Source organism: Raineyella sp. LH-20, assembly GCF_033110965.1.
Taxonomy (GTDB): Bacteria; Actinomycetota; Actinomycetes; order Propionibacteriales; family Propionibacteriaceae; genus Raineyella.
Map to the genome: position 1 here is coordinate 1,183,484 of NZ_CP137003.1, position 23,800 is coordinate 1,207,283.

Genomic DNA, 23,800 nt, shown 5'->3' on the forward strand with positions numbered 1-23,800 from the left:
CTGGCGGCATGTCCCGGGCGCAGGCACTCGGATCGGCGGTGGTGGCGTGGTTGTGGCCGACCCACCCGCGCCGCTGGCGCGACGTGCCCGGACGTCTCCGGGTCACCGGGGTGTGGATCCTGCGGCTCACCACGGCCACCGTGCTCGCCTACCTGGCGAGCATGCCGATCGTGCAGGGCCCGCCCGACCTGACCGGCCCACTGACCGCCCTGCTGGTCGTGCAGGGCACCAATCTGGGCACCCTGCGCAGCATGGTCGTACGGATCGGCGCGGTGGTCACCGGGGTGATGCTCGCCGTGCTGGTCTCCCAGTTCGTCGGACTGTCGTGGTGGAGCCTGGCGATCGTGGTCGCGCTGTCGCTCGGGTCGGCGAAGGTGTTCCGGCTCGGCGAGCAGTCCCTCGAGACGCCGATCAGCGCGATGCTGATCCTGGCGGTGCAGGGCCAGCAGGTCGCGGTGGAGAACCGGGTCCTCACCACCCTGATCGGGGCGGCGATCGGCTTCCTGTTCGTCGTCATGCTGCCCTCCCCGGTGCCGTCGCGACTGGCCGCGCGGCTGGTCCGGCGGGCGGCCGGCGGCACGTCCACGCTGTTGACCCGGGTGGCCGAGTCGATGCGGTCCGAGCCGATCACCCGGGCCCGCGCGGCGTCCTGGCTGACCGAGGCTCGGGCGTTGAGCACGCAGGTGTCGCGGGCCGGGGTGGCAGTGGCCGAGGCCCGGGAGGCGCGCCGGATGAATGCCCGGGCGTTCGGCACCACCGATGTGGGCCCCGTGCTGGAACTGGGCGTGGAGACGATGGAACGGATCGTCCTCGACATCCGCAATCTGCTGCACGTGGTGACGATCGAGGCGCCGGTGCACGAGACCCCCGACGACGGCTACGGCGAGGACGTACGGCCCGCCTTCGCCTGGGTGCTGGAGACCCTCGCCGAGGCGGTCGCGGCGTACGGCCGGTTCGTCGAGGCCGAGGTGGAGGGCGAGCGCCCCGCCCGGCGGGGCCCGGCGGCCGTGGTCACCCATGCGGGTGCCGATGCCGAGCGGGAACTCGACGAGGCGCTGACCCAGGTCGGCGAGGCCCGCGCGATGCTCACCGATCTGATGACCGTCGACCCGGCCAAGGAACAGGGGCTGTGGCTGCTGCGCGGGTCGATCCTCGGGGTGCTGCATCAGATCATCAGCGAGTTGGAGGCCGAGGAACGGCTGCGTACGGCCGATCGGCTGGCCGAGGAGCGGGCGATGGGCCTGTGGCCGCGGGTGATCCCGATCCTCGCCGGCCCGACCGACCGGCCCGACGGCGAGGGCTGGATCGACCCCGATGCGTCGCTGCAGACCTCGGAGCTGCCGAAGATCGAGGAGTAGGGGCTGAGGGGAGCGCTCGTTCCCACCGCACCTCAGGCCTGCCGGTAGCGCGTGTTCCTGTCGCCCCACCGGCCGAGCATGACGACCCGATCTGCCTCGATCAACGGTTTGAGTGCGTAGCCGACCTGTCCGCTGGTGAGTCCCGTCCGAGCGACGATGTCGGCCTTTTTCAGTGGACCGTCCGCAAGGGCCTGGAGCACCAGGGGGCCGTTCTTCGTGTCCGATCGGCGCGCCGCGGATTCCGCGGTTGAGTCCTCCTCAGGCAGGGTGTCTTGATCGGGCGATGCCTCCTCGGTATCGAGCGCGGAGCGGAGGACGACCTTGGGAAGATGGGTCGACGTCGCGGGCGTGGCAAATTCTGGACGAATCTGGTAGGACGTCTGTCCGCGCTCGCCGTCCGTGGTGGCGAACCCTGCGTTCACAAGCCCCTGTAGGGCGGTGCGAGCATCCCGGGAGTCGATGGGGGAATACTGGTCTCGCACTCGTCCATTGGTCCAGACCTCCCCGTGTCGCATCGAGACAAGAATGCTTCGCTGCATATCGGTCAGGCCAGCCGGATCGGCATTCTCGCTGAGCCATTCGAGATCTTTCGCGGGGAGCAACGCGTGGCGAGGGATGATGGCCGTGAACATGACGCCTGAGTCGGAGAACTTCGGCTGGCTCATGCCTGCCGCCTCCAGAGCGGATCGGACTTCCCGGATGCCGCCGCCCTCGCCCTCGATCACTCGCGCTCCGGCCGTAGTACGGGTGAGTTTGCAGATCTCGTACAGGAACTCGTTGACTGCGGATTTGCCTCCCGGTCGGCCGAGTTGCTTTCGACTGATTCCCCACAATCCGCCGGGGTTGGTGATGACGAGGACGTCATCCTTCAGTCGCACCTCGACGCGCTTCGTCTGCGTGTGTGGGCTGAGGTCTCGATGCACCAGGGCGTTGGCGATGAGTTCCCTGATCGCCACCATCGGGATCTCGGGTTCGTCCCGCCCATGCCCGTCCGAACCGAAGCGGATCGTCGTCCGGGTGTTGCGCTGGACCCAGTCCATCGCCTGGTCGAGCAACTCAGGAAGAGGTCCGTCCAGGTGCACCAGGTCACGCGACCGCTCCTGACCGCGACCGACCACGGCAGCGGTGATGGAGAGTGAAGGCGCGAAGCGTTGGGGGTATGCGCCCAAGGCATACAGACCTGCGACCGTGAGTCGGTCACCTTCGGCTTCGAGAGCGCCCTTGCTGCGGAGGATTTCGGTGTCGATCTGAGCCCCCAACCGCCTCGACGATGCGCGAGCCGCAGCCAAGAACTGTGCCAGCAGATCCTGGTCGAGATCGTTGATCTTCGAGCCGTCGACCGGTTGCCTGTCGAACCGTGGGCGGTCGCGGACTGCCAGCAGCTGAGCTACTTCCTGTTCAGACATCTGGTAGTCGCCGTCCGACTGGCGTAGGTATGCCTTTCCGCCTGTCATGCATGGTTTCACCGAGGTGGCCAGCCCGGAGACCTGAGCGAGGAGAACAGTCTGCCCATCCACCTCGGCCTCATCGAACGCGACCTGCACCGGCGGAATGACGGCTTGGCGGGCCTGACTTGCGATGGCCGCCTCAAGTCTCCCGACGGAGTCGACCCCCGTAGCCGCGAAGTCGTCCGCCTCGTCAAGACCCAGGATGATCAGGCCGCCGCCGGGCATGTTTCCGAACGCGCACAGGGTTTGGGTCAAGTCAGGTGCGCCGCCTGCAGCCCTCTTCACTTCGACTTCGGTCCTGTCACTTCCTCGTGTGCGCAGTGCAGTGATCAAGGACTGGAGCTCGTCCACCGTCAGAGTCACAGTTGAAGTGTACGAGAGAAGAGATTCTGAGTCAGAGATCGACTCAGAGTTTCAATCTCTGACTTGATCTCTGACTCACCGAGAGGCAGAGTCAGCGCCAGAAAGTCGCAGAGTTGGGCTCGACAGAGTGAGGGGCACCCGGGTACGTGGTTGATCGGGCTCGAGTCACCGTCGATCGATACTCCCGCCGAGGGCCGGTTGCGGCCTGTCGGTGCGCCCTACCGCCGGCCCCAGCGCAGCAGCAGCGGCTTCCCGTTCTCCTCCAGCACGACGTCGGCGCCGGGGCACAGTGCCTCCACGGCCCTTCCGAACCGCAGCCCCAGCGTCGCGCCGCGTGCCGGGCAGTCCGAGCAGGCGCCGTCCAGGGCGATCGTCGCGACACTGCCCTCGATCCGTACCAGTCGGGCGGTGCCACCGTGGGAGCGTACGTACGCTCCGACGTCCCCGGCGATGACCTGCTCGACAGCCGCAGCCAGGACCGATCCGTCGTCGGCGGTCCGCCACTCGGCGGGCTCGGTCAGGGCGTCGATCAGTGCCGTCCGCACGCGGGGCCCGAGCGTACGCCACTGGCCGTCGTACGCCGCGGTGGTCAGCACCGCAGCCGGTTCAACGGTCAGTGACGCGAGGGTGCCGTCATCGAGCAGCGCCTGGAGCGGCGCCGGGACGACCTGCGGCACCCCGACGAAGTCGAACGTTCCCGCGGGAACGACCCAGCGGACGGTCCGCGGGTCCGCGGTCGCCTCGGGGTGGACGGCGATCGGCGCGGTGGATGCCGCCTCGGCCATCAGACGAACGCCCCCACCACCAGATGCGTCAGGAAGCCCATCACCCAGGCGAGCGTGAACATGTACGCCCACGCGATCAGCGGCCATTTCCAGGTGCCGGTCTCGCGGCGCATCGCCGCCATGGTTGCCATGCACTGCAGGGCGAACAGGAAGAACACCATCAGCGACGCCACCACCGGCGGGGTGAAGAGCGGTTCCCCGGCCCGGGGGCCGTGGTCGACGGTCATCGTGGTGAGGGCGTCACCCGGATTCGACGGGTCCGACGCCGCCGCGACCTGTCCCATCGTCGAGACGAACGTCTCGCGGGCCGTCAGCGAAGAGATGACGCCGATGTTGATGCGCCAGTCGAAGCCGAGGGGCGTGAAGACCGGCTCGATCGCCTTGCCGACGGCGGCCGCGGCCGAGTGCTCCAGCGTGTACGTCGCCACGGCTCCGCTGTCGGCGGGGTTGATGCCGGCCGCATCGAGGCGCGCCGCCGATGGCATGGGCAGACTGAGCAGCAGCCACATCACCACCGTCGCGCTGAGGATCACCGTCGACATCTTCTTCAGGAACGCGGCGCACGCGTCCCACACGGCGTGGACGACGGTCGCCAGTCGCGGCATCCGATAGGGCGGCATCTCCATGTAGAACGGCAACTGCCCCTGGCGGCGGCCGGTCACCCTGCTGAAGAACCACGCGGTCCCCATCGAGGCGAAAGCACCGCCGAGGTAGAGCAGGAACATCACCGCACCCTGCGCGCCGACCGGCCCGAAACGTACGTCGGAAGGCACCAGCAGGCTGATCAGCATCACGTACACCGGCAGTCGGGCCGAACACGTCATCAGCGGCGCCGCGAGCATCGTCGCGAGCCGGTCCTTGGCACTCGGCAGCGAGCGGGTCGCCATGATGCCCGGGATGGCACACGCCAGCGAGGACAGCAGCGCGACGAACGCCCGCCCCTCCAGCCCGACCTTGGCCATCACCCGGTCCATCAGGAACGCCGCCCGGGACATGTAGCCGGTGCCCTCGAGCAACGAGATCACGATGAACAGCAGGGCGATCTGCGGCAGGAAGACCAGCACCGATCCGACGCCGCCGATGATGCCCTGGCCGAGCAGCCCGGCCAGCCAACCGATCGGCACGTACGCCTGCACCAGCCCCGCCAGCCAGTCGAAGAACGACTGGACCAGGCCCTGCACCGGCGCCGCGACGGTGAAGATCACCTGGAAGAACAGGAACATCGTCACGAAGAAGACGATCGTCCCCCACACCGGATGCAGCAGGACACCGTCGATCTTCTGCGTACGACCGTCGATGTCCGGCACCCGGTAGTCGGCGGACTCCAGCACCGAGGACACCCAGCCGCTGACCTCGTCCGGGTCGGTCGGCGGGGGGATCACCGGGCGGTCCCAGTGGTGGGTGTGGTTGAGGTGGGCGCGGAGCTCGACGACGGCGCGGGGGTCCCCGGCGGCGATGCCGCGCACCGGGACACCGAGCGCACGTTCCAGGGCGACGAGGTCGAGGCGGCCGTGCCGGCGGGCGAGTTCGTCGGTGAAGGTGACGACCACGGTGGTCGGCAGGCCGACACTCAGCACCTGTGCGATCAGGCCGAGCGAGCGGCGCAGCGTGGTCGCGTCGACGGTGGCCAGGACCGCGTCCGGCGTGGCCGGGATCTGCCGCTCGGGGTCGAGGACGTCGTCGACGACCTGCTCGTCGGGGCTGATCGGGTCGAGGCTGTAGGCCCCGGGCAGGTCCTCGACGACGACCGGTCCGGCCGGAGTCTGGACCAGGCCCTCGTAGCGGGCGACGGTCACCCCGGGGTAGTTGCCGGTCTTGGCGTGCAGGCCGCTGAGAGCGTTGAAGAGGGTGGACTTGCCGGAGTTGGGGCTACCGACCAGCGCGATCCGCGGGGTGCCCTCGGCGACGGCGACCGGGCCGCCCCCGCCGCCGTGGTGCTCGTGACTCATGCCGCCGACGACCGCGCGGACTCGGCCTCGACGGTCAGGTCGGACGCCTCGGTGTCGACCAGGATGGTCAGGGCCTGGGCCGGCCGCAGGGCGATCTCGTAGTCGGCGATGCGGTAGACGGCGGGACCACCGAAGGGAGCCCGGCGGACCTTCTCCACGCGTGCCCCCGGCACGAAGCCCAGATCGAACAGCCGGCGCGCGCATGCGGCGTCGGGGCCGTCGCAGACCCGTACGATGACCGCCGGTGCGCCCTCGTGGAGTTCGGCCATCCCGCGGAGGGTGTGGTCGGCGTCGGTGTCAAGGGGGCGGTCGACCTGGCGCTGGGACAGTGTGGCGGTGATCTGGGACATGCGGCTACCTCGGGAAGAGTGCTGGGGATCGGCATCGCCGCCGACATTGGTAAGGCTAGCCTTACCTAGTCCTGAAGAGGAACCTCGAACTCCTGTTTGTGGGTGATTTCACACCGTCGCACCGCCCGATGGAACCAGGCGTGCCATTGGTGAAGCCGGGGCGCCGGTCAGGTGACCGAGGCCCCGGCCACCCGGAGATACGGCGTACTCCCGCTCAGATGACCCAGTCGTCGAAGTCCGCGGTCGACGCGTCCGGACGAGCGGTGGCGACCACCCGATCGCCGACGGCCAGACCGAGCTCGTTGGCGTCGGCCCGGGTCAGCGCGACGGTGAAGCTCTCCCCGGTGCCGATGGTGACCAGCTCCACCCGGGTCTCGAAGCCCAGGTGGGTCACCCGCTCCACCACGGCGTGCTCGGTGACCGCGTCGGCCGCTCCGCCCGGCCCACCGCTGGCCTCGTCGGCGTCCACCTTGTGCAGCTGGATGTGTTGCGGGCGGACCAGGGCGTCGCCGATCCGCGACACCGAGCCGAGGAAGCCCATCACGAACGGGTTCGCCGGGTGGTCGTAGAGCTCGGTCGGTTCGCCGACCTGCTCCAGCCGACCCTGGTTGAGCACGGCGATGTGGTCGGCGACGTCGAGGGCCTCCTCCTGGTCGTGGGTGACCAGGATGGTCGTCACGTGCACCTCGTCGTGCAGCCGGCGCAGCCAGTCGCGCAGTTCGGCGCGGACCTTCGCGTCGAGGGCGCCGAACGGCTCGTCGAGCAGCATCACCTGCGGCTGGATCGCCAGCGCCCGGGCCAGCGCCATCCGTTGCCGCTGGCCGCCGGACAACTGGGCCGGGTAGCGGTCCTGCAGCCCGCCGAGGCCGACCAGGTCGAGCAGCTCGTCCACCCGGGAGCGGATCAGCGCCTTCGGCTCCTTGCGGATCTTCAGCCCGAAACCGACGTTGTCGCGCACCGTCATGTGCCGGAACGCGGCGTAGTGCTGGAAGACGAAGCCGATCCCGCGTCGCTGCGGCGGGACGTCGGTGACGTCGCGGCCCTCGATCTCGATCCGGCCGGAGTCGAGGAGCTCCAGCCCGGCGATCGCCCGCAGCAGGGTCGACTTGCCCGACCCGGACGGGCCGAGCAGTGCGGTCAGGGAGCCGTCCGGCACGTCCAGGCTGACATCGTCGAGGGCACGGAAGTCCCCGTAGTGCTTGACCGCATGGGTGACGGTGATCATCGTTGCTTCCTCCAGTGGTCGAGCAGCGTGGTGGCGACGAGGGTGAGCAGCGCCAGCCCCATCAGGACCGTCGAGGCGGCGTACGCCCCGTAGAGGTTGTGGTCCTCGATGAAGCGGGCGTGCACCAGCAGGGTCAGCGTCTGGGAGACACCGGGAAGGTTGGACGAGACCAGCAGCACCGCGCCGTACTCGCCCAGGGCCCGGGAGATGGTCAACACGGTGCCGTACGTCAGCCCCCACCGGATGCCGGGCAGGGTGATCCGCCAGAAGATCTGCGACCGCCCGGCGCCCAGGGTCGCGGCAGCCTGCTCCTGGTCACGACCGATCTCGCGGATCACCGGCTCGACCTCCCGGACGACGAACGGCATCGTCACGAAGGCGGTGGCCAGCACCATCCCGGGCAGCGCGTAGACGATCCGGATGCCGTGCTGGGGCAGCCAGCCGAACCACCCCGAGACGCCCCACAGGGCGATCATCGCCACGCCGGCGACCACCGGGGAGACGGCGAACGGCAGGTCGACGACGGTCTGCAGCAGCGCCTTGCCGGGGAATCGTCCGCGGGCGAGCGCGAGGGCGGTGATCACGCCGAAGACGATGTTCAACGGGATGACGATGGCGATGATCAGCAGGGTGAGGTTGAGCGCCGAGACGGCCGCCGGGGTGGTGACCCACGACCACCAGGTGCGCAGGCCGGCCCCGAACGTACGGATCAGGATCATCCCGACCGGGACGGCGACCAGCACGCCCAGGTAGGCGACGGCCAGGATCCGCAGACTCCACCGCAACGTACGGGTCTGTCTCATGACGCCTCCTCGCGCTGCTGCATCCGGCTCGACACGCCGCGCAGCGTGGTGAGGACGACGAACGAGACCACCAGCAGGACCACCGAGACGGCCGCGGCGGACGCCGGGTCACCGACCTCGATCAGCTGCTGGATGTACTGGGAGGCGATCTGCGTACGTCCCGGCAGGTTGCCGCCGATCAGCACGACGGAGCCGAACTCGCCGATCGCCCGGGCGAACGACAGCCCGGTGCCGCTGGCGACGGCGGGCAGCAGCACCGGCCAGACGATCTGGCGGAAGATCGTCCAGCCCGGGGCGCCCAGTGAGGCGGCGGCCTCCTCGGCATCGGTGTCGAGTTCCCTCATCACCGGCTGCACCGCCCGGACCACGAACGGCAGCGTGACGAAGGCCAGCGCCAGCACCACTCCGGCGCGGGTGCCGGACAGGTGCACGCCGATGGGGCTCTCCGGGCCGTAGAGGGACAGCAACACGATGCTGGCCACGATCGTCGGCAGCGCGAAGGGCAGGTCGATCAGGGCGTCGATGACCTGTTTGCCGCGGAAGTCGTCGCGGACCAGCACCCAGGCGATCACCGTGCCGGCGACCGCGTTGAGCAGGCTCACGCCGGCGGCGAGGGCGAGGGTGAGGACCAGGGTGTTCAGGGCGCTCGGCCGGGAGACTGCGGCGAGGAAGCCGCGCGGACCGCCGGTGAGGCTGGTGGCGACGAGGGCGGCGATGGGCAGCGCGACCAGCACGCTGACCCACAGCACGACGACGCCGAGGGCGGCCGGGCTGACGCCGCCGAGGCGGAAGCGTTCCCGCATCCGGCGTGCGGGGCGTACGGATCGCGGGGTCACTTCGTCGCCTCACTGTAGATCGCGGTGATCGCGCCGGTGTCCTTGGCGAACAGCTCCGAGGTCACCGCGCTCCAGCCGCCGAGGTCGGCGACCGTCCACAGCGTGCCGATCGCCGGGAAGTCCCCGGCGTGGGCGGCGGCCACGACCGGGTCGACGGGCCGGTAGCCGGCTCCCGCGAGGGCCTCCTGGCCGGCCGGGGTGGCGACGAAGTCGACGAACCGCTGCGCCTCCACGTGGTTCGGGGAGACGCTGACGGCCGCCACCGGGCAGTCGATGCGTACGGTCTGCGGCGGGACGACGTACTCGAACTCGTCGCCGTTGCGGATCGCGGCGATCGCCTCGTTCTCGTAGCTGAGCAGCACGTCACCGTGACCCTGCCGGAACGTCTCGGTGGCTTCCGAGCCGGACGACGGCCGCGTCGTCACGTGGTCGTGCACCAGGGAACGTACGTAGTCCAGGCCCGCCTGCCGGTCGGTGCCGCCGTTGCTCTCGGCGGCGTACGGCGCCATCAGGTTCCATTGGGCCGAGCCGGAGCTCAGCGGGTTGGGGGTGACCACGTCGATGCCGGGGCGCAGCAGGTCGTTCCAGTCGTGGATGCCCTTCGGGTTGCCCTTGCGGACCACCATCACCACCACCGAGCTGATCGGGGTGCCCTGGTCGGGGCCAGCGGACCACGCCTTGTCGACCATGCCCGCCTTCACCAGTCGGGTGAGGTCGGGGGTGATGGAGAAGGTCACCACGTCGGCCGGCGCGCCGGCGACGACCTTGCGGGACTGGTCACCGGAGGCACCGTACGAACTGAGCACGGTAACCCGGGATCCCTGCGGGGTCGCGGCGTACGCCTCGGCGAGCGCCTCGAACCCCGGCTTGGCGACCGAGAAGCCGTACAGGTTGAGCACCTGACCGCCGGCCGGGGCCGGTGCGGCGCCGGGCACGTCGCTCGACCCCCCTGCGCAGCCGGTCAGCGTGACGAGGACCAGTACGCAGCTCAGCAGCAGCGCGCGGCGCGCTGACAGCGGACGTTGTCGGGATGCCTGCGGCAGCAGGTGTGACCGGAGACGCGGTGACAGGAGACGTGGCCGGACGCGCCACGTCCGCGGGCGGGCGTGGCGGGCGGTGAGGCGCGCGGTGTCGGGCATGGGCGGCTCCGGGGGACGGCTGTCCATAAGGACAACTTAAACGAGGGCTAACCGATGAGGATTATAGGAAAGAATCCTTGTGGCGCCCGACCGGGGTCCGGGGGATGGGCCTCCGGACCCCGTCAGTCTCGCTCAGTTGCCGTCGTGGCCCGCCAGGAGGTGGGTGAACGGGGTGATCGAGCTGATGTCGTATCCGTCGCGGACGTTGCTGCGGGCGCCTCGATTGCCGTGGGCAGCCGGCCCGGTCGGCACGAACCCCTCCACCGCATCGGCGGTGGTGACCATCAGTCCGGCGAGCTCGGTGGCGGCCCGTACGATCCGGCGGGTCAGCTGCTCCCCGCCCGCCCCGGCGCCGAAATCCTCGGTGGCCGCGAAGACGCCGGTAGGGACCACCCGCATCCGGAAGTAGGTGAACAGCGGGCGCATCGCGTGGTCCAGCACCAGGGAGTGCCGCGGGGTGCCGGCTGTCGCCCCGATCAGCACGGGGATGCCGTCCAGGTCGTCGGGTTGGAAGGTGTCCCAGAACATCTTGAAGATCCCGGCGTAGCTCGCCGAGAACACCGGGGTCACCGCGACCACCCCGTCGGCGGTCCGGACGATGTCGTGGGCGTGCTCGACCTCGGCGATCGGCAGGCCGGCCGCTGTGGTCATCGTGGCGAGGGACGCGGCGAGCTCGCGGACCTCGATCACGTCGACCCGGACGTCCTCGCCCCGGGCGCCGACCTGGCTGCGGACGGCGTCGGTGATCCGGTCGGCGAGCAGCCGGCTGGATGACGGGGTGCCGACCCCTGCGCTGATGACGGCGAGTCGGCGGGTCATGCGTTCTCCCGGGTGGTGGTCTCGGCGCCGGTGTGTCCGGTCGCGGTGCGGTCCTCCGGCAGGGTGGCCGGTTGGACCAGGTGGTGCCTGCCCTCAGGTCCCTGGGCGACCAGCGAGGCGTGCGTCGGCGGATCCGACGGCACGTCGGCCGGGCGGCGAGCCTCGAACTCGCGCCGCAGCACCGGCACGACCTCCTCGGCGAGCAGGTCGATCTGCTCCAGGACGGTCGTCAGCGGGAGCCCGGCGTGGTCCATCAGGAACAGCTGGCGCTGGTAGTCGCCCACCACGTCGGCGTACGTCAGGTACTTCTCGATCACCTGTTGGGGGGAACCGGCGGTCAGCGGGGTGAGGTTCATGTACTCCTCCAGCGACGGGCCGTGGCCGTAGACCGGAGCGTTGTCGAAGTAGGGGCGGAATTCCCGGACGGCGTCCTGGGAGTTGCGGCGCATGAAGACCTGGCCACCGAGCCCGACGATCGCCTGGTCGGCGCGGCCATGACCGTAGTGCTCGAACCGCTGCCGATAGAAGTCGACCATCTGGGCGACGTGGCCCTTGTCCCAGAAGATGTTGTTGTGGAAGAAGCCGTCCCCGTAGAAGGCGGCCTGCTCGGCGATCTCGGGGGAGCGGATCGACCCGTGCCAGACGAACGGCGGGGTGTCGTCCAGCGGCGCCGGGGTCGAGGTGTAGCCGCGCAGTGGCGTACGGAACTCGCCCTTCCAGTCGACCACCGGCTCGCGCCACAGCCGGCGCAGCAGGTGGTAGTTCTCGATCGCGAGGGGGATGCCCTGGCGGATGTCCTTGCCGAACCAGGGGTAGACCGGGCCGGTGTTGCCGCGGCCCATCATCAGGTCGACCCGCCCGCCGGCGAGGTGCTGCAGCATGGCGTAGTCCTCGGCGATCTTCACCGGATCGTTGGTGGTGATCAGCGTCGTCGAGGTGGAGAGGACGATGTTCTTCGTACGTCCCGCGAGGTAGCCCAGCATCGTGGTCGGGCTGGACGGGACGAATGGCGGATTGTGGTGCTCGCCGGTGGCGAAGACGTCGAGGCCGACCTCTTCGGCGTGCTCGGCGATGGCCATCATCGACAGGATGCGTTCGTGCTCGGTGGGCGCCCGTCCGGTGGCCGGGTCGGGGGTGACATCACCGATCGTGAAGACGCCGAACTGCATGACAAACCCTTTCGGTTGAACTGTCAACTATCGTACGAGGTGGTCGGTCCGGAACCAAGTCAGCCGGCGCGGTCCGGCGCAGTTGCTCGGACGGCCGGAGGCGTCAGTGCTCCGACGGACCGGTAGCCGCGGCCCGTCCGGTCGCCGCGGCTCGTCCGGTCAACCGCGGCCCGTCCGGTCAACCGCGGCCCGTCGGCGGGCGGCAGCTGCCTGAGCACGCGGCGGTTGGTTGATGGCGCGGCGGATTCGCCCGCGCGGGACCCGTTGCCCCTAGGGTTGGACCATGAAGGTCCTGAAGTGGCTTCTCGTGCTTGTCGGCGTCGCCGCGCTCATCGGCGCCATCATCTACAGCTACCTCGGCTGGCTCGATCTGCAGCGGCTCGTCGCCGCGGCCGAGTCGATGCGCAGCACTCCGCAGCCCAATCCGCAGCAGGAAATGATCCTCGCGCTCGGCCTGTGTCTGGTCAGCGGGCTGGTCCTCGGCCTGGGCCTGGGCCTGCCGCGGCGTACGGCCGGGCGGATCCGCAAGGAGACCCTCGAGTCGTCGGCTGCGGCGCGTGAGGCGGACATCCGGCGGCGTGCGGCGGGTGGCCGGGGCGAGACCCCGGCCACCGGCCAGGGCAATTCGCCGGCGCCCGGCCCGAACGATCCGACCGGTCAGGCGGGACCGACCGACGGGGGCGAGGCGTGACCGACGCCGCCGAGGCCGACTACATCCAGGTGACCTCCTACCCGCCGCATGCGGACCCGGTCATCAGCGTCGAGCGGGTCGCCGCGCTGTCCGATCTGCGGCTGGCCTACTGGTTGCCGGACGGTGCCGGGGTGGCCGAACGCTTCGCGGCCGGTCCGGTGGTGAGTGTGCGGCCGTGCTCCCGCGCCGGCAAGCCCAAGCTGGAGGAGCCGGTGCTCGAGGGACGGGCGTCGGTGGTCACCGAGGGACCGGTCTTCGACGAGGCCAAGGCCGCGATCAGGAGCAAGTACGGGCTCGCGGTGGCCGTCGTCGGGGCGGTCGACCGGGCCCGGGAGCTGTTGGGGGAGCGTACGCCCGAGGCCGTCGTCGTGATCGACGTGGTGTCCTAGGCCCTGGCAGCACCGGGCCACCGGGCGATCCGGGCTGCCGATGCGGGCGCGGCCGTCGGGCTCGGACGGTCCTAGCGGCCGGGGTGCCCCAACTGGCTGCGCAGCTCGGCGTCCAGTTCAGGATCGGAGTGGAACACCCGCTCCTGGTGGCATTGCACGGCGGTCTCCCGGGCCGATGGGGTGCCGAGGTCGGGGTTGGCGCCGACCGCGAGGAGGAGCCGGGCGACCCGCTCCTCACCCTTGAAGATCGCCCCCGACAGCGCCGTACGCCCCCGGTGGTCGACCACGTCGAGTTTCGCGCCCCGGGCGACCAGGGCGGCCACCAGCTCGGCGTTGCCGTAGAACGCGGCCAGGTTGAGCAGGGTCGCGCCGTCGTGGCTGGCCGCTTCGATCGGATGCCCCGCATCCAGGGCTGTCATCAGGGCGGTGGTCTCCCCGTGACGGGCAAGATCCAGGAGCGCGTCGGGCGTGAGACCGTCCGGCGACGAGGACGTCGCGTTCATGCCCGGCAGCCTAATCCGGTGCCGAAGGAGAGCAGCCTCAGCCCCCGAAGCCGTCGAAGCCTGCCTTCGCCTCCTTCAGGAGCGTACGGACGATCGGGTCGGGGTTGTCGCCGCTGAGCTGGGGTGCGAGCTTCGCCGTGGCCCGGGCCGCCTCCTCGGCCAGCCGCTCGGTGTCCTCGGGCGCCACGATCGCGACCCGGAGGTGGGTCCGCATCCAGTCGGTCAGGGCGTCCTCGTTGGTCACCGCCGGCTCGGGGCCGCGGACCAGGATTGCGCCGAGCACGCGTCGCAGCGGCGAGAGTCGTACGGATCGGCCGAGGTGCACCCAGGCGATCTGGTTGCGCAGGGTGGTGGTGGCGCTGAGGCCACTGCCGGGACGTACGGCGCCCGCCTGGCCGATCCAGATCAGACCGGGGGCGATCCGGCAGCCGAGCCCGGCGCTGAGCTGGGTGGCGCCGGCGTCGTCGACGAACCAGCTGTAGATGCCGGGACGGCGCAGCGTCGGGTCGATCCCGGCGAGCAGGTCGGAGGGGCGGGCGGCCCGGGACGCGTCGCCCAGGGCGGCGATGATCGGGTCGCCGTCGGCGTCCGCCGGGTGGCTGGCGAGCCCCGCGGTGCGTGGGACCGTGCCGTCGTACCAGGCGATCCGGTCGGGCACCGACAGGCCGCGCAGCGGCTCCAGCACGTACGCCCCGTAGCCCAACAGATGGGGCCGGAGCGCGTCGGAGACGGCCGGCGTCGGGGCGTGCAACTCGACCCGGGCCCGGCGCAGCGAGCCGGCGGCGAGTTCGAGACGGGCGACGGTCCAGGCGCCCCAGGCGGTGCGGTACTCCGCGGAACCGGTGAGCAGGCGCCGTTCGTACGGTCCGATGACCTGGTCCGGGGCGAGCAGTCCGAACTCGCCGGACAGGATGTACCACGGCGCGCCGGTCCACCGGGCATAGGCCTTCTGGCGGGCGAACAGTTGGCCGGTGTAGAGGTCCTCGGCCGGCGCGGCTTCGGTGGCCTGTTCGCGGCCGGCCTCGATGAGGACGATGTCGGGGCGGGTCGCCATGGTGCGGGTCTGGTCCGAGGCGGCCGCGGTGGTGCGGGCCGCGGTGGAGCCGGTGAACGTGGTGCGGGCCGAGGCGGTGCGGCTCGCGGCCGACCGGGCGGCGGGCGCCTCCGCAGCGATCGGCGCCGCCGACGTGGGTGCGGCTTCTGCCGCCGCCGATGGTGCCGGTGTCGATGTCGCCGGTGTCGATGTCGCCGGTGTCGATGCCGCCGGTGTCGATGCCGCCGGTGTCGCGGGCGGCTCGGACGTGGGCGCGGACGGGACATCAGTCGGCTCGGAGAGGGCAGCAGCGGGCTCGGATGGCGCGGAAACGTCGTGGGATGGCGGCTCGGAAACGGCTTCGGCCGGGGCGGCCGCCGGCGGTGTGGCGGCGCCTTCGAGCGTGACGTCCGGTGCCGCGACGGTCTCCGACACCTGTTCGGACTCCGGCGTGCCGACGATCTCCGGCTCGGGCGCGGACTCCGGGGTGGGCACGATCCCCGCCTCGGGTTCCGCCTCGACCTCGGGTTCCGCCTCGACCGCGAGCTTCGGTTCCGGCGCCACCTCGGGCTCCGGCTCGAATCCGTGCCTGGGCCGGGGCTCCGGCTCGTACTCCGGCTCAGACCCGGACTCCGGTTCGGCTTCGACCTCCGGCGTGCCCACAGTCCCCACCGAGCCCTCAGGCACCGGCGCGACCTCCGACACCGGCTCGTACGCAGGCAGGGGCTCGTACGCAGGCACCGGCTCGTACTCCGGCTCCGGCTCGGGATCGGCCAGATCCGCGGCCAGCGGCGGTGGCGTCACGGAGACCGCCCACGGCGACGGCCCGGCGACGAATGTGATCGAGCTGCCGGGCCTGATGGCGGAGATCCGCAGTCCCGCGTCGATCCAGGCCGCAGACTCCGGTCGTTCCGCGATGCCGGCCAACCACCAGGAGTCGGACGTACGAGCCTCGGTGGGCAGGCCGCCGGTGAGTTCCTCCAGCTCGGCCCAACCGAGCGTGATCGCACCTGATCCCGTCGTCAGACGCTCCGCCAGAGTGTCCGACAGTCGTTCCCAGCTGCTCATCGCACCTCCTCGTTGTCCCCGTCCGCTTTCCCTGGTCGATTCTGCCAGGCAGCGGTGTGAAGCGGTGCGGGACACTGGTCGGGTGTCCTCCTTCGACCTCGCGAGCATCGGCGCCGGCCTGCCGGCCGCGCACCTCGTGCCCGCCCTGACGGCGGCCCTCGCCGATCGTAGGGCGGCGGTGGTCCAGGCCCCGCCGGGCACCGGCAAGACCACCGTGGTGCCGCCGGCGGTGGCCTCGCTCACCGGTGACCGCGTCGTCGTCACCCAGCCGCGCCGGATCGCGGCTCGCGCCGCCGCCCGCCGGCTCGCCGCACTGACCGCCACCCGGCTCGGCCACGAGGTGGGCTACACCGTCCGCGGCGAACAGCGCACCGGAGCAGCGACCCGGGTCGAGTTCGTCACCACCGGTGTGCTGGTCCGTCGGCTGCTCCGCGACCCGGACCTGCCCGGCGTCGGTGCGGTCGTCCTCGACGAGGTGCACGAACGCCACCTCGACTCCGACCTCGCCGTCGCGATGACCCGCGAGGTGTCCGACCTGCGCGACGACCTGCTGGTGGTGGCGATGTCGGCGACCCTCGACGCCGGCCGGTGGGCGTCGCTGCTCGGCGACCCGCCGGTCCCGGTCGTGGCGGCCGAGGCCGACCGCCACGCGCTGACCGGGGAGTGGGCCCCGGTGCCGCCCGGAGTGTCCCGGTTGGACGCCCGTGGCGTGACGTACGACTTCCTCGATCACGTCGCGCGGACCACCCGACGTGCGCTCGACGCACACCCCGAGGGGGACGCACTGGTGTTCCTGCCCGGCGCATGGGAGGTCGGCCAGGTGGTGACGCGGCTGTCCGGGGCGTACGACGCCGTCGATGTGCTGCCCCTGCACGGGCGGTTGAGTCCGCGCGACCAGGACCGGGCGCTGGCGCCGGGACCGCGCCGACGGGTGGTCGTCACCACGTCGGTCGCCGAATCCTCGCTGACCGTCCCGGGCGTACGCCTCGTCGTCGACGCCGGCCTGGACCGCCAGCCGCGCTACGACACGTTGCGCGGCATGTCCGGTCTGGTCACGGTGACCGAATCGCGCGCCTCCGCCGACCAGCGGGCCGGCCGGGCGGCCCGGCTGGGCCCAGGGGTGGTCGTACGCTGCTTCGCCGAGGAGGACTGGGCCCGGATGGTGGCGTACGCGCCGCCGGAGATCGCCACCGCCGACCTGACGGGATTCGCGCTCGACATCGCCTGCTGGGGAGCTCCTGGTGGTGAGGGCCTCGCGCTGCCCGACCCGCCGCCGGACGCCGCGATGGCGGCAGCCGTCGAGACGCTGACCGATCTCGGGGCGTTGCGGGACGGCCGGGCGACGGACCGTGGCCGGGCGATGGCGGCGGTGCCGGCCGATCCCCGGCTGGCCCGGGCGCTGCTCGATGCCGCTCCCCAGGTGGGGGCGGCCACCGCGGCGGAGATCGTCGCCCTGGTCGCCGGCGACGAGCGCCCGCCCGGCGGTGATCTGGCCGCGCAGTGGCGGGCCCTGCGTCGGGGTGACACCCCGACGGCCCGGCGATGGCGGCGGGAGGCGGAGCGGTTCGAACGGTTGGCGCGGGACGGCGATGATGGGCGATCCGGAGTCGCCGGACACGCCGGCAGCGGCGGGCCCGGTGCCGAGGGCCGACCCGGCGCCGTCTCGTCCCGGGACGCTGCCCTCGGCCTGGTGGTGGCGCTGGCGTTCCCGGACCGGGTGGCGCGGCGGCGGCCGGGCCGCGACGACCCGGCCTATCTGCTCGCCTCCGGGACCGGGGCGGTGCTCGAGCGGGGCTCGGCCCTGGTGGGCCAGGACTGGTTGGCCGTCGCCCAGGTGGAGCGGTCGGCCGCCGCGGGAGCGACCGGTGCGGTGATCCGGGCCGCTGCCGCGGTCGACGAGGCGACCGTACGGGTCGCGGCGGCGCCGCTGCTGGTCGAGGAGGAGGTCGCCGAGTGGACCGGGCACAAGGTCAGTGCGCGTTGGGTGCGGCGGCTCGGCGCGATCGAGCTGTCCGTGGTGAACGTACGCCCCTCGGCCGACGCCGGTCGGGCTGCGGTCCGTACGGCCCTGGCCGACCGCGGGCTCGGCCTGACCAGCGACGGCGGGGTGTTCGGCTGGACGGAGGCGGCCCGCACGCTTGCCGGTCGGCTGGCGCTGCTGCACCGCGTGTACGGCGATCCGTGGCCGGCGATGGACGAGGCGACGCTGTTGGGCCACTGGCAGGACTGGTTGGTGCCGGAGGTCGACGCCCTGATCGCCGGCACTCCGGCCTCCCGGCTCGACCTGACCGGTGCACTGCGCCGGCTGTTGCCCTGGCGCCTGGCCGGGCGGCTGGACGAGTTGGCGCCCGAGCGGGTCGAGGTGCCGACCGGGTCGCACATCCGGGTCGACTACCCGGCGGTCGACGAACCCGACGGGCGGCCCGTGCTGGCGGTGAAGCTGCAGGAGTGCTTCGGCCTGACCCAGACCCCGCGGATCTGCGAGGGACGGGTGCCTTTGCTGCTGCACCTGCTGTCTCCGGCGCGGCGACCGTTGGCGATCACCGACGACCTGGCGTCGTTCTGGCGGAATGTCTATCCCCAGGTGCGCGCCGAGAATCGCGGTCGTTATCCGAAACATCCGTGGCCGGAGGATCCGTTGACCGCGCCACCACGACGAGGCACCACACGGTCGGGTCACTGAGGCCGGACATTCTTCGGCCTCGGGAGGGGTCATCTCCGAGCAGCTCAGCAGGGCTTGTTCCATTCTGGATACGTGACTTTCGGCACACAGATAGACCCCTAGTGGTGTAGAGCTACACCACTAGGGGTGTGGAGATCGAGATCATAGATGTGATCCGCGCCACACCGGGAACCCTGCCAATTCGCCCTGCAGTCTGTGATCAAGGCACAGCAGGAGACATTTGATACTTTTGGCTACCTAGGTGTGACCTGTGTGCCGGGATATCGTGACCCCGCAGGCGGCGAGTGGGATGAGTCGAGACAGGGGTCACGAGTGGAACTGCGGGATTACATCGCGGTGCTGCGTAAGTATTGGCGGAGTACGGTTGCCGTCACTCTTTTCGCCGTACTCGGCGCGACAGCTTTCAATTTCTTTTCGGCGCCGACCTACACCTCGAGGACGGCGCTTTTCTTTTCGGTGAACGGCGCGACCTCGGCGAGTGATCTCGCGCAGGGCACCACGTTCACGCAGAAGCAGGTCGAGTCGTACGTCGAGGTGGCCACCTCCCCGCTCGTCCTGCAGCCGGTGATTGCGAAGGTCCCGCTGGCCACCACCCCGGCCGCCCTGGCCAAGCAGATCAAGGTCGGCGTGCCCACGAACACGTCGGTGATCACGGTCGAGGTCGTGGACCGCGATCCAGCGACGGCCGCGGCGATCGCCGACGCCGTCGGCACTCAGCTCGTCTCGACCGTGCACGATCTCTCGCCGGACGACAGTCGGGGCCAGAAGACCGTCGTGGCCACAGTGATCACGCCGGCGACGGTGCCGTCCTCGCCGACCACCCCGAAGGTCGCGCAGAACCTGGCGCTCGGCCTCTTGCTGGGCTTGTTCCTCGGCGTCGGGCAGGCGATCCTGCGGGCGGCGCTGGACACCCGGATCTGGTCGACCGAGGACGTGGCGACGGTGACCGACGCCCCGGTCGTCGGCCGGATCCCCTTCGACAAGACGATCGTCGGCCGGCCCGGTGCGGCGGTGGACGGACGGGACACGGTCCGCGCCGAGGGCTTCCGCAGGCTGCGGACGAACCTGCAGTATCTCGATGCCGGTCAAGGCCGGCGCTCCTTCGTGATCACCTCGTCGATCGCTGATGAGGGCAAGACCAGCACCTCGGTCAACATCGCTGCCACGCTCGCTGCTGCCGGTCTCCATGTGCTGCTGCTCGATGCGGACATGCGCAAACCGAGCGTCGGTCGCGCTCTCGGGCTGGAAGATGCCGTGGGGCTGAGCACCTTGCTGATCGGGCGGGCCCAGCTCCGCGACGTGCTCCAGGGCGCCGGCGTGCCCGAGTTCCATGTCGTGACGTCCGGACAGGTGCCTCCCAACCCGTCCGAGCTGCTCGGATCGGCTGCGATGTCGCGGCTGTTGGAGACGGTCACCGCCCAGTACGACGCCGTCGTGATCGACGCTCCTCCGCTGCTCCCGGTCACCGACGCGGCGATCCTGTCGCGGATCACCAGCGGAGCGCTGGTGGTGGTCGGCAGCGGCGACGTCCGTACGCCGCAGCTGGCCGGGGCACTGGAGAGCCTGGAGTCGGTCGACGGCCGGGTGCTGGGCCTCGTGCTGAACAAGCTGCGCCGGGGAACCTCCGGGTACGGGAGCTACTACGGGCACTACGGCCACTACGGGCATCACGGGCAAGGCGCGGAGGATCATCGGCCTACCGCCCGGCGAGCCACCGCTGAGGAGCCGGTGGCTCGGCAACGTGAGACGGCCTGAGCACAGGAGACGCGCGGTCCAGCGGGTCCAAGAGTCTTTGGGGGAAAGATGACTCAAGAAACAGGCATCTGCAGAACCATTGGAGTTGCAGCATGAGGTCGCATTCAATTTTCTGGCGCCGGTTCGTCCTGGCGAGTTGGGACGCAGTGTCGTGGATGATCGCTTTCGCGGTCTTTGTGACGATTCGTTATGACCTGAACCTGACTGATCCCCAATGGGTGGCAGCGCTCGAGTACGCATTGGTGGCGATCCTGGCGACGGCGGTCGGCGGGTACAGTTTTCACCTTTATATGGGGCGGTCCAGGGTGGGCAGTTTCGCTGAGGCGACAGCGCTGGGCCTGCTCGTGATCGCGGTGGCGCTCCTCCTGGGAGGGTTCAGCTTCTTCGTTCCGAATTTCCCGAGGGGGATCGCCCTGCTGCTTCCCCCACTGGCGTTGGTCTTCATGGGGTTCGGTCGGTGGGCGTTCCGGAACTTCTTCAGCCAGCGGCGCCGCCGGCTCGCGACCCGCACAGGCGATGCGGGAGTAGGAGCAGCGCCTCGGGCGCTCGTGTACGGAGCGGGTAACGACGGCCACGACGTAGCGAGGTTGGTGGATTTCGCCGAGGAACCCCCGTATCGGATCGTCGGCTTTCTCGACGATGATCTGGAGAAGAAGCACCGTCGGATCCGTTCCTATCGGGTGCTCGGTCAGGGGACCGATCTGGTGGAGGCTGCCCGGGCCTCGGAGGCCGAGGTCGTCATCCTCGCGATCAGCGGCGCGTCGCGTGACCTGATGGATCGTGTCGCCACCGAGTGCCGGGCCGAGGGCCTCAAGTTCGTCACCGTGCCGCCGGTGCGGGAGCGGATCGGCGGCCGGGTCCGTCTGCACGAACTGCGTGAGTTCAACGTGGCCGACCTTCTCGGCCGACGCCCGATCCACACCGATCTCGGGGCGATCTCCGATTACGTGGCGGACAAGGTCGTCCTGGTGACCGGCGCGGGTGGATCCATCGGTTCCGAGCTGGCTCGCCAGGTCCACCAGCTGAAGCCTCGCAAACTCGTCGTGCTGGATCGGGACGAATCCGCGCTGCACGCCCTGCAGCTGTCGTTGTACGGCGTGGGGCTGCTCGACACCGATGACATGGTGCTGTGTGACATCCGCGACCGCGCGGCACTGCGAGAGGTCTTCCGGAAGCACCGTCCCGAGGTCGTCTTCCATGCGGCGGCGCTGAAGCACCTGCCGATGCTGGAGATGTACCCACTCGAGGGCTGGAAGACCAACGTCCTCGGCTCCCTCAATGTTCTCGAGGCGGCGCATGGCGTCGGTGTGGAGACCCTGGTGAACATCTCCACCGACAAGGCGGCGGACCCCTCCAGCGTCCTGGGCCAGTCCAAGCGGATCGCCGAGCGGCTGACGTCCTGGTACGCCCGCCAGCACGGCGTGCGCTATCTGTCGGTGCGCTTCGGCAACGTCCTGGGCTCCCGCGGATCGGTGCTCTACACCTTCCGGGCCCAGATCGAGCGTGGCGGCCCGATCACGGTCACCCATCCCGACGTCACGCGCTACTTCATGACCATCCCCGAGGCGTGCGAGCTGGTGCTCCAGGCCGGCGCGATCGGTGATCCGAGCGACGTCATGGTGCTGGACATGGGAGAGCCGATCCGCATCGTCGATGTGGCCCGGCGCCTGATCGAGGAGTCTCACCGCGACGACGTACGCATCGAATACACCGGGCTGCGACACGGCGAGAAGCTGCACGAGGTGCTCTTCAGCGCGCGGGAGGAGGGCATCCCCAGCGCTCATCCGCTGATCAACAGGGTCACGGTGCCTGAGATGACTCCGGGCGAGATCCGCGCGACTGATCCGCAGGATTGGAACGCGGTGCATGAGGTCTTTTCACGCCAACGGCTGTCGGATCAACCGTTGGCGATGATCAAGGCGGCCTCCTTCTCCAGTACAAAGGTCTAGGCGCGTGTCCGGGGTGCCGAATCTGCCCGGCCAACCAGGAGTGCTTGCGTGCCGATCATCCGCTTGTGGCCGCCCACCGAAATAGGTAACTCCATGATCCTTTCGGCAAAGAAGGCCGCGCTGAGGCCAGATATTGGTGGCGACGATCTTGGGCGCTGGCAATACGGAACTGAGCGAATCGCCACCTCGGGCCGACTCCGTCTCCCGCTCTATCTAGCGTTCCTTGCCGCAGCATTGAATCAATCGAACATCGTGTTAGGGGTAAACCTATCACTCGCCGACATTACTGCACTGGTAGCGTTGGTAGTTGCAGCCATCGATGGCAGGCTCTGGGTTCCGGAGAAGGCCCTTGGTTTTCTCTTGGCGGTCGCGGCCACATCGACGGCCGCAGTGCTCTTCTTCGATCCCCAATGGTTGTCGACACCGGTTCCGCTGAGAGAAGTGGCAGCCGGGCAGATAAAACTTGCAGTGGCATTCGCATACTTCATCCTCGGAGTAAATTTCACCAGATCTAGTCAGGCCCTTCCGATTCTCCGAATATTTGCCTATGCCGGATCCGCAGTTTCCATCTTGATATTCTTTCCAAGTTTATCCGAGTTGCTTGGACTGTATATGGGGGGCTTCCGTTTCAAAGGCCTTATGAATGACCCGAATTACTTCGCCGTGCTCTCAATTGCAGCGTTGGCCGTAGTTTGGCGCGACACCTCGAGACGTCGAGTCTTGCGTATCGCTAGTTCTACTGTCCTGATCTCGGCCGTACTACTTTCCGGGTCGAAAACGGGCCTTATTGTGCTTACCGCCTTAGCGACTTGGCGATTACTCGATCACGCAGGTCGCGAACGACGCAGCGGAATTTGGTCAACCTGGCGTCCGGTATTCGTACTCCTAGCGGTCGGGATGGTCGCGGTCGTTCTCTCTTCGGCTTGGCAAGGTGCCGCCACGCGCCTGACCCTTTCGACACAATCGAACCCGGCCATTCAGCGCGTGATGCCGCTGTTGACCGACTTCGGCTCAGCGATACGACAAGATGGGTCTGGGCGCGATGATACCTGGACCAACGCGCTTACCGTCATCCAGATGTCTCCTATTGTCGGTGTTGGCGCCGGCGCCTATGAAGATATCGATAGTGCCGTTAACGGGAGCGTCCTCGTCGCCCACAACACATACCTCCAGATCGCGGCGGAGTGGGGATTGCCACTTGCCGCGCTATTCCTGCTTTGGGTGTTGATCACTCTGCTACGCAAGCCCGTCGACGACCGCCAGTTTCGAACCTGGAGGACCGCTCGTGACGTGTGCGTGGTTCTACTAGTTGGGTCGTTCTCTGTCTCTCTGAACAACGCCAGAGTCCTGTGGATGGTCTTGGGAATTCTGGCGGCTGTTCTGGATCCGTCTTGGCGACATGTGGGTAGCGGGCACCGCAGGCAGCTACATGCCGATTCGGCAGAAACAGCGGTTCGACCTGAGTGAACTGGAGCGAGACGGCAT

General features: G+C 69.5%; 19 protein-coding genes. 7 read left to right on the forward strand and 12 right to left on the reverse strand.

Annotation, left to right across the window (positions count from 1 at the left end; genetic code table 11):
• The first annotated feature begins 8 nt into the window (after positions 1-8).
• The gene (locus R0146_RS05145) at positions 9-1,358 is read left to right on the forward strand and encodes an FUSC family protein (RefSeq protein WP_317691790.1); all 1,350 of its coding nucleotides are present in this window, start codon (positions 9-11) and stop codon (positions 1,356-1,358) included.
• A gap of 32 nt (positions 1,359-1,390) precedes the next feature.
• On the opposite strand, the gene R0146_RS05150 is transcribed toward R0146_RS05145, so the two are convergent.
• The 10 genes from R0146_RS05150 to R0146_RS05195 form a co-directional block, all read right to left on the reverse strand.
• Positions 1,391-3,169 carry an ATP-binding protein gene (locus R0146_RS05150; protein WP_317691791.1) on the reverse strand — a complete coding sequence of 593 codons (1,779 nt, stop codon included), beginning with the start codon at positions 3,167-3,169 and terminating at the stop codon, positions 1,391-1,393.
• 218 nt (positions 3,170-3,387) lie between these two features.
• Positions 3,388-3,954, reverse strand: coding sequence for a NifU family protein (locus tag R0146_RS05155; protein WP_317691792.1), 567 nt, complete (start codon positions 3,952-3,954; stop codon positions 3,388-3,390).
• Complete coding sequence (gene feoB, locus R0146_RS05160; protein ID WP_317691793.1) at positions 3,954-5,903, reverse strand: ferrous iron transporter B; 1,950 nt, start codon at positions 5,901-5,903, stop codon at positions 3,954-3,956. Before feoB ends, R0146_RS05155 begins: the two co-directional genes overlap by 1 nt.
• Positions 5,900-6,253 carry a FeoA family protein gene (locus tag R0146_RS05165; RefSeq protein ID WP_317691794.1) on the reverse strand — a complete coding sequence of 118 codons (354 nt, stop codon included), beginning with the start codon at positions 6,251-6,253 and terminating at the stop codon, positions 5,900-5,902. Before R0146_RS05165 ends, feoB begins: the two co-directional genes overlap by 4 nt.
• Positions 6,254-6,467: 214 nt before the next feature.
• Positions 6,468-7,478, reverse strand: a complete 1,011-nt coding sequence (locus tag R0146_RS05170) for a sulfate/molybdate ABC transporter ATP-binding protein (RefSeq protein WP_317691795.1) — start codon at positions 7,476-7,478, stop codon at positions 6,468-6,470.
• Positions 7,475-8,281: a sulfate ABC transporter permease gene (locus R0146_RS05175; RefSeq protein WP_317691796.1), complete on the reverse strand. Its 807-nt coding sequence runs from the start codon at positions 8,279-8,281 to the stop codon at positions 7,475-7,477. The genes R0146_RS05170 and R0146_RS05175 overlap by 4 nt, the downstream gene beginning before the upstream one ends.
• Positions 8,278-9,117 (reverse strand): sulfate ABC transporter permease subunit CysT, encoded by an 840-nt coding sequence (gene cysT / locus R0146_RS05180; protein WP_317691798.1) that lies wholly within the window; start codon positions 9,115-9,117, stop codon positions 8,278-8,280. Before cysT ends, R0146_RS05175 begins: the two co-directional genes overlap by 4 nt.
• Positions 9,114-10,256 (reverse strand): sulfate ABC transporter substrate-binding protein, encoded by a 1,143-nt coding sequence (locus R0146_RS05185; RefSeq protein ID WP_317691799.1) that lies wholly within the window; start codon positions 10,254-10,256, stop codon positions 9,114-9,116. Before R0146_RS05185 ends, cysT begins: the two co-directional genes overlap by 4 nt.
• A 132-nt stretch (positions 10,257-10,388) precedes the next feature.
• The gene (locus R0146_RS05190; RefSeq protein ID WP_317691800.1) at positions 10,389-11,075 is read right to left on the reverse strand and encodes a CE1759 family FMN reductase; all 687 of its coding nucleotides are present in this window, start codon (positions 11,073-11,075) and stop codon (positions 10,389-10,391) included.
• Positions 11,072-12,244 carry an LLM class flavin-dependent oxidoreductase gene (locus R0146_RS05195; RefSeq protein WP_317691801.1) on the reverse strand — a complete coding sequence of 391 codons (1,173 nt, stop codon included), beginning with the start codon at positions 12,242-12,244 and terminating at the stop codon, positions 11,072-11,074. The genes R0146_RS05190 and R0146_RS05195 overlap by 4 nt, the downstream gene beginning before the upstream one ends.
• A gap of 283 nt (positions 12,245-12,527) precedes the next feature.
• Between R0146_RS05195 and R0146_RS05200 the strand changes: the two genes are divergently transcribed.
• Together R0146_RS05200 and R0146_RS05205 are read left to right on the forward strand one after the other, a co-directional pair.
• Positions 12,528-12,935: a hypothetical protein gene (locus tag R0146_RS05200; protein ID WP_317691802.1), complete on the forward strand. Its 408-nt coding sequence runs from the start codon at positions 12,528-12,530 to the stop codon at positions 12,933-12,935.
• Positions 12,932-13,324, forward strand: a complete 393-nt coding sequence (locus R0146_RS05205; protein WP_317691803.1) for a PNPOx family protein — start codon at positions 12,932-12,934, stop codon at positions 13,322-13,324. The genes R0146_RS05200 and R0146_RS05205 overlap by 4 nt, the downstream gene beginning before the upstream one ends.
• A gap of 71 nt (positions 13,325-13,395) precedes the next feature.
• Here R0146_RS05205 and R0146_RS05210 read toward each other — a convergent pair whose 3' ends face one another.
• Together R0146_RS05210 and R0146_RS05215 are read right to left on the reverse strand one after the other, a co-directional pair.
• Positions 13,396-13,827, reverse strand: coding sequence for an ankyrin repeat domain-containing protein (locus tag R0146_RS05210; protein ID WP_317691804.1), 432 nt, complete (start codon positions 13,825-13,827; stop codon positions 13,396-13,398).
• Positions 13,828-13,864: 37 nt separating this feature from the next.
• Entirely contained in the window at positions 13,865-15,928 is a 2,064-nt protein-coding gene (locus R0146_RS05215) for a DUF6884 domain-containing protein (protein ID WP_317691805.1), read from the reverse strand.
• 82 nt (positions 15,929-16,010) lie between these two features.
• On the opposite strand from R0146_RS05215, the gene hrpB reads away from it, so the two are divergent.
• The 4 genes from hrpB to R0146_RS05235 all read left to right on the forward strand — a co-directional run bounded on the left by hrpB (position 16,011) and on the right by R0146_RS05235 (position 23,782).
• The gene (hrpB, locus tag R0146_RS05220) at positions 16,011-18,611 is read left to right on the forward strand and encodes an ATP-dependent helicase HrpB (protein ID WP_317691806.1); all 2,601 of its coding nucleotides are present in this window, start codon (positions 16,011-16,013) and stop codon (positions 18,609-18,611) included.
• 195 nt (positions 18,612-18,806) lie between these two features.
• Positions 18,807-20,366, forward strand: a complete 1,560-nt coding sequence (locus R0146_RS05225; protein WP_317691807.1) for a tyrosine-protein kinase domain-containing protein — start codon at positions 18,807-18,809, stop codon at positions 20,364-20,366.
• Positions 20,367-20,521: 155 nt separating this feature from the next.
• Complete coding sequence (locus R0146_RS05230; protein ID WP_317691808.1) at positions 20,522-22,315, forward strand: polysaccharide biosynthesis protein; 1,794 nt, start codon at positions 20,522-20,524, stop codon at positions 22,313-22,315.
• Between the two features lie 48 nt (positions 22,316-22,363).
• A complete protein-coding gene (locus R0146_RS05235) occupies positions 22,364-23,782 on the forward strand; it encodes an O-antigen ligase family protein (protein WP_317691809.1) in 1,419 nt (472 codons plus the stop codon).
• Positions 23,783-23,800 lie beyond the last annotated feature (18 nt).

Bases quoted from the DNA above. Each gene is read 5' to 3' on its own strand.
- R0146_RS05145 (WP_317691790.1), top strand. From the start codon at position 9: ATGTCCCGGGCGCAGGCACTCGGATCGGCGGTGGTGGCGTGGTTGTGG.
- R0146_RS05155 (WP_317691792.1), bottom strand. From the start codon at position 3,954: ATGGCCGAGGCGGCATCCACCGCGCCGATCGCCGTCCACCCCGAGGCG.
- feoB (WP_317691793.1), bottom strand. From the start codon at position 5,903: ATGAGTCACGAGCACCACGGCGGCGGGGGCGGCCCGGTCGCCGTCGCC.
- R0146_RS05165 (WP_317691794.1), bottom strand. From the start codon at position 6,253: ATGTCCCAGATCACCGCCACACTGTCCCAGCGCCAGGTCGACCGCCCC.
- R0146_RS05170 (WP_317691795.1), bottom strand. From the start codon at position 7,478: ATGATCACCGTCACCCATGCGGTCAAGCACTACGGGGACTTCCGTGCC.
- R0146_RS05175 (WP_317691796.1), bottom strand. From the start codon at position 8,281: ATGAGACAGACCCGTACGTTGCGGTGGAGTCTGCGGATCCTGGCCGTC.
- R0146_RS05185 (WP_317691799.1), bottom strand. From the start codon at position 10,256: ATGCCCGACACCGCGCGCCTCACCGCCCGCCACGCCCGCCCGCGGACG.
- R0146_RS05190 (WP_317691800.1), bottom strand. From the start codon at position 11,075: ATGACCCGCCGACTCGCCGTCATCAGCGCAGGGGTCGGCACCCCGTCA.
- R0146_RS05195 (WP_317691801.1), bottom strand. From the start codon at position 12,244: ATGCAGTTCGGCGTCTTCACGATCGGTGATGTCACCCCCGACCCGGCC.
- R0146_RS05200 (WP_317691802.1), top strand. From the start codon at position 12,528: ATGAAGGTCCTGAAGTGGCTTCTCGTGCTTGTCGGCGTCGCCGCGCTC.
- R0146_RS05210 (WP_317691804.1), bottom strand. From the start codon at position 13,827: ATGAACGCGACGTCCTCGTCGCCGGACGGTCTCACGCCCGACGCGCTC.
- R0146_RS05215 (WP_317691805.1), bottom strand. From the start codon at position 15,928: ATGAGCAGCTGGGAACGACTGTCGGACACTCTGGCGGAGCGTCTGACG.
- R0146_RS05230 (WP_317691808.1), top strand. From the start codon at position 20,522: ATGATCGCTTTCGCGGTCTTTGTGACGATTCGTTATGACCTGAACCTG.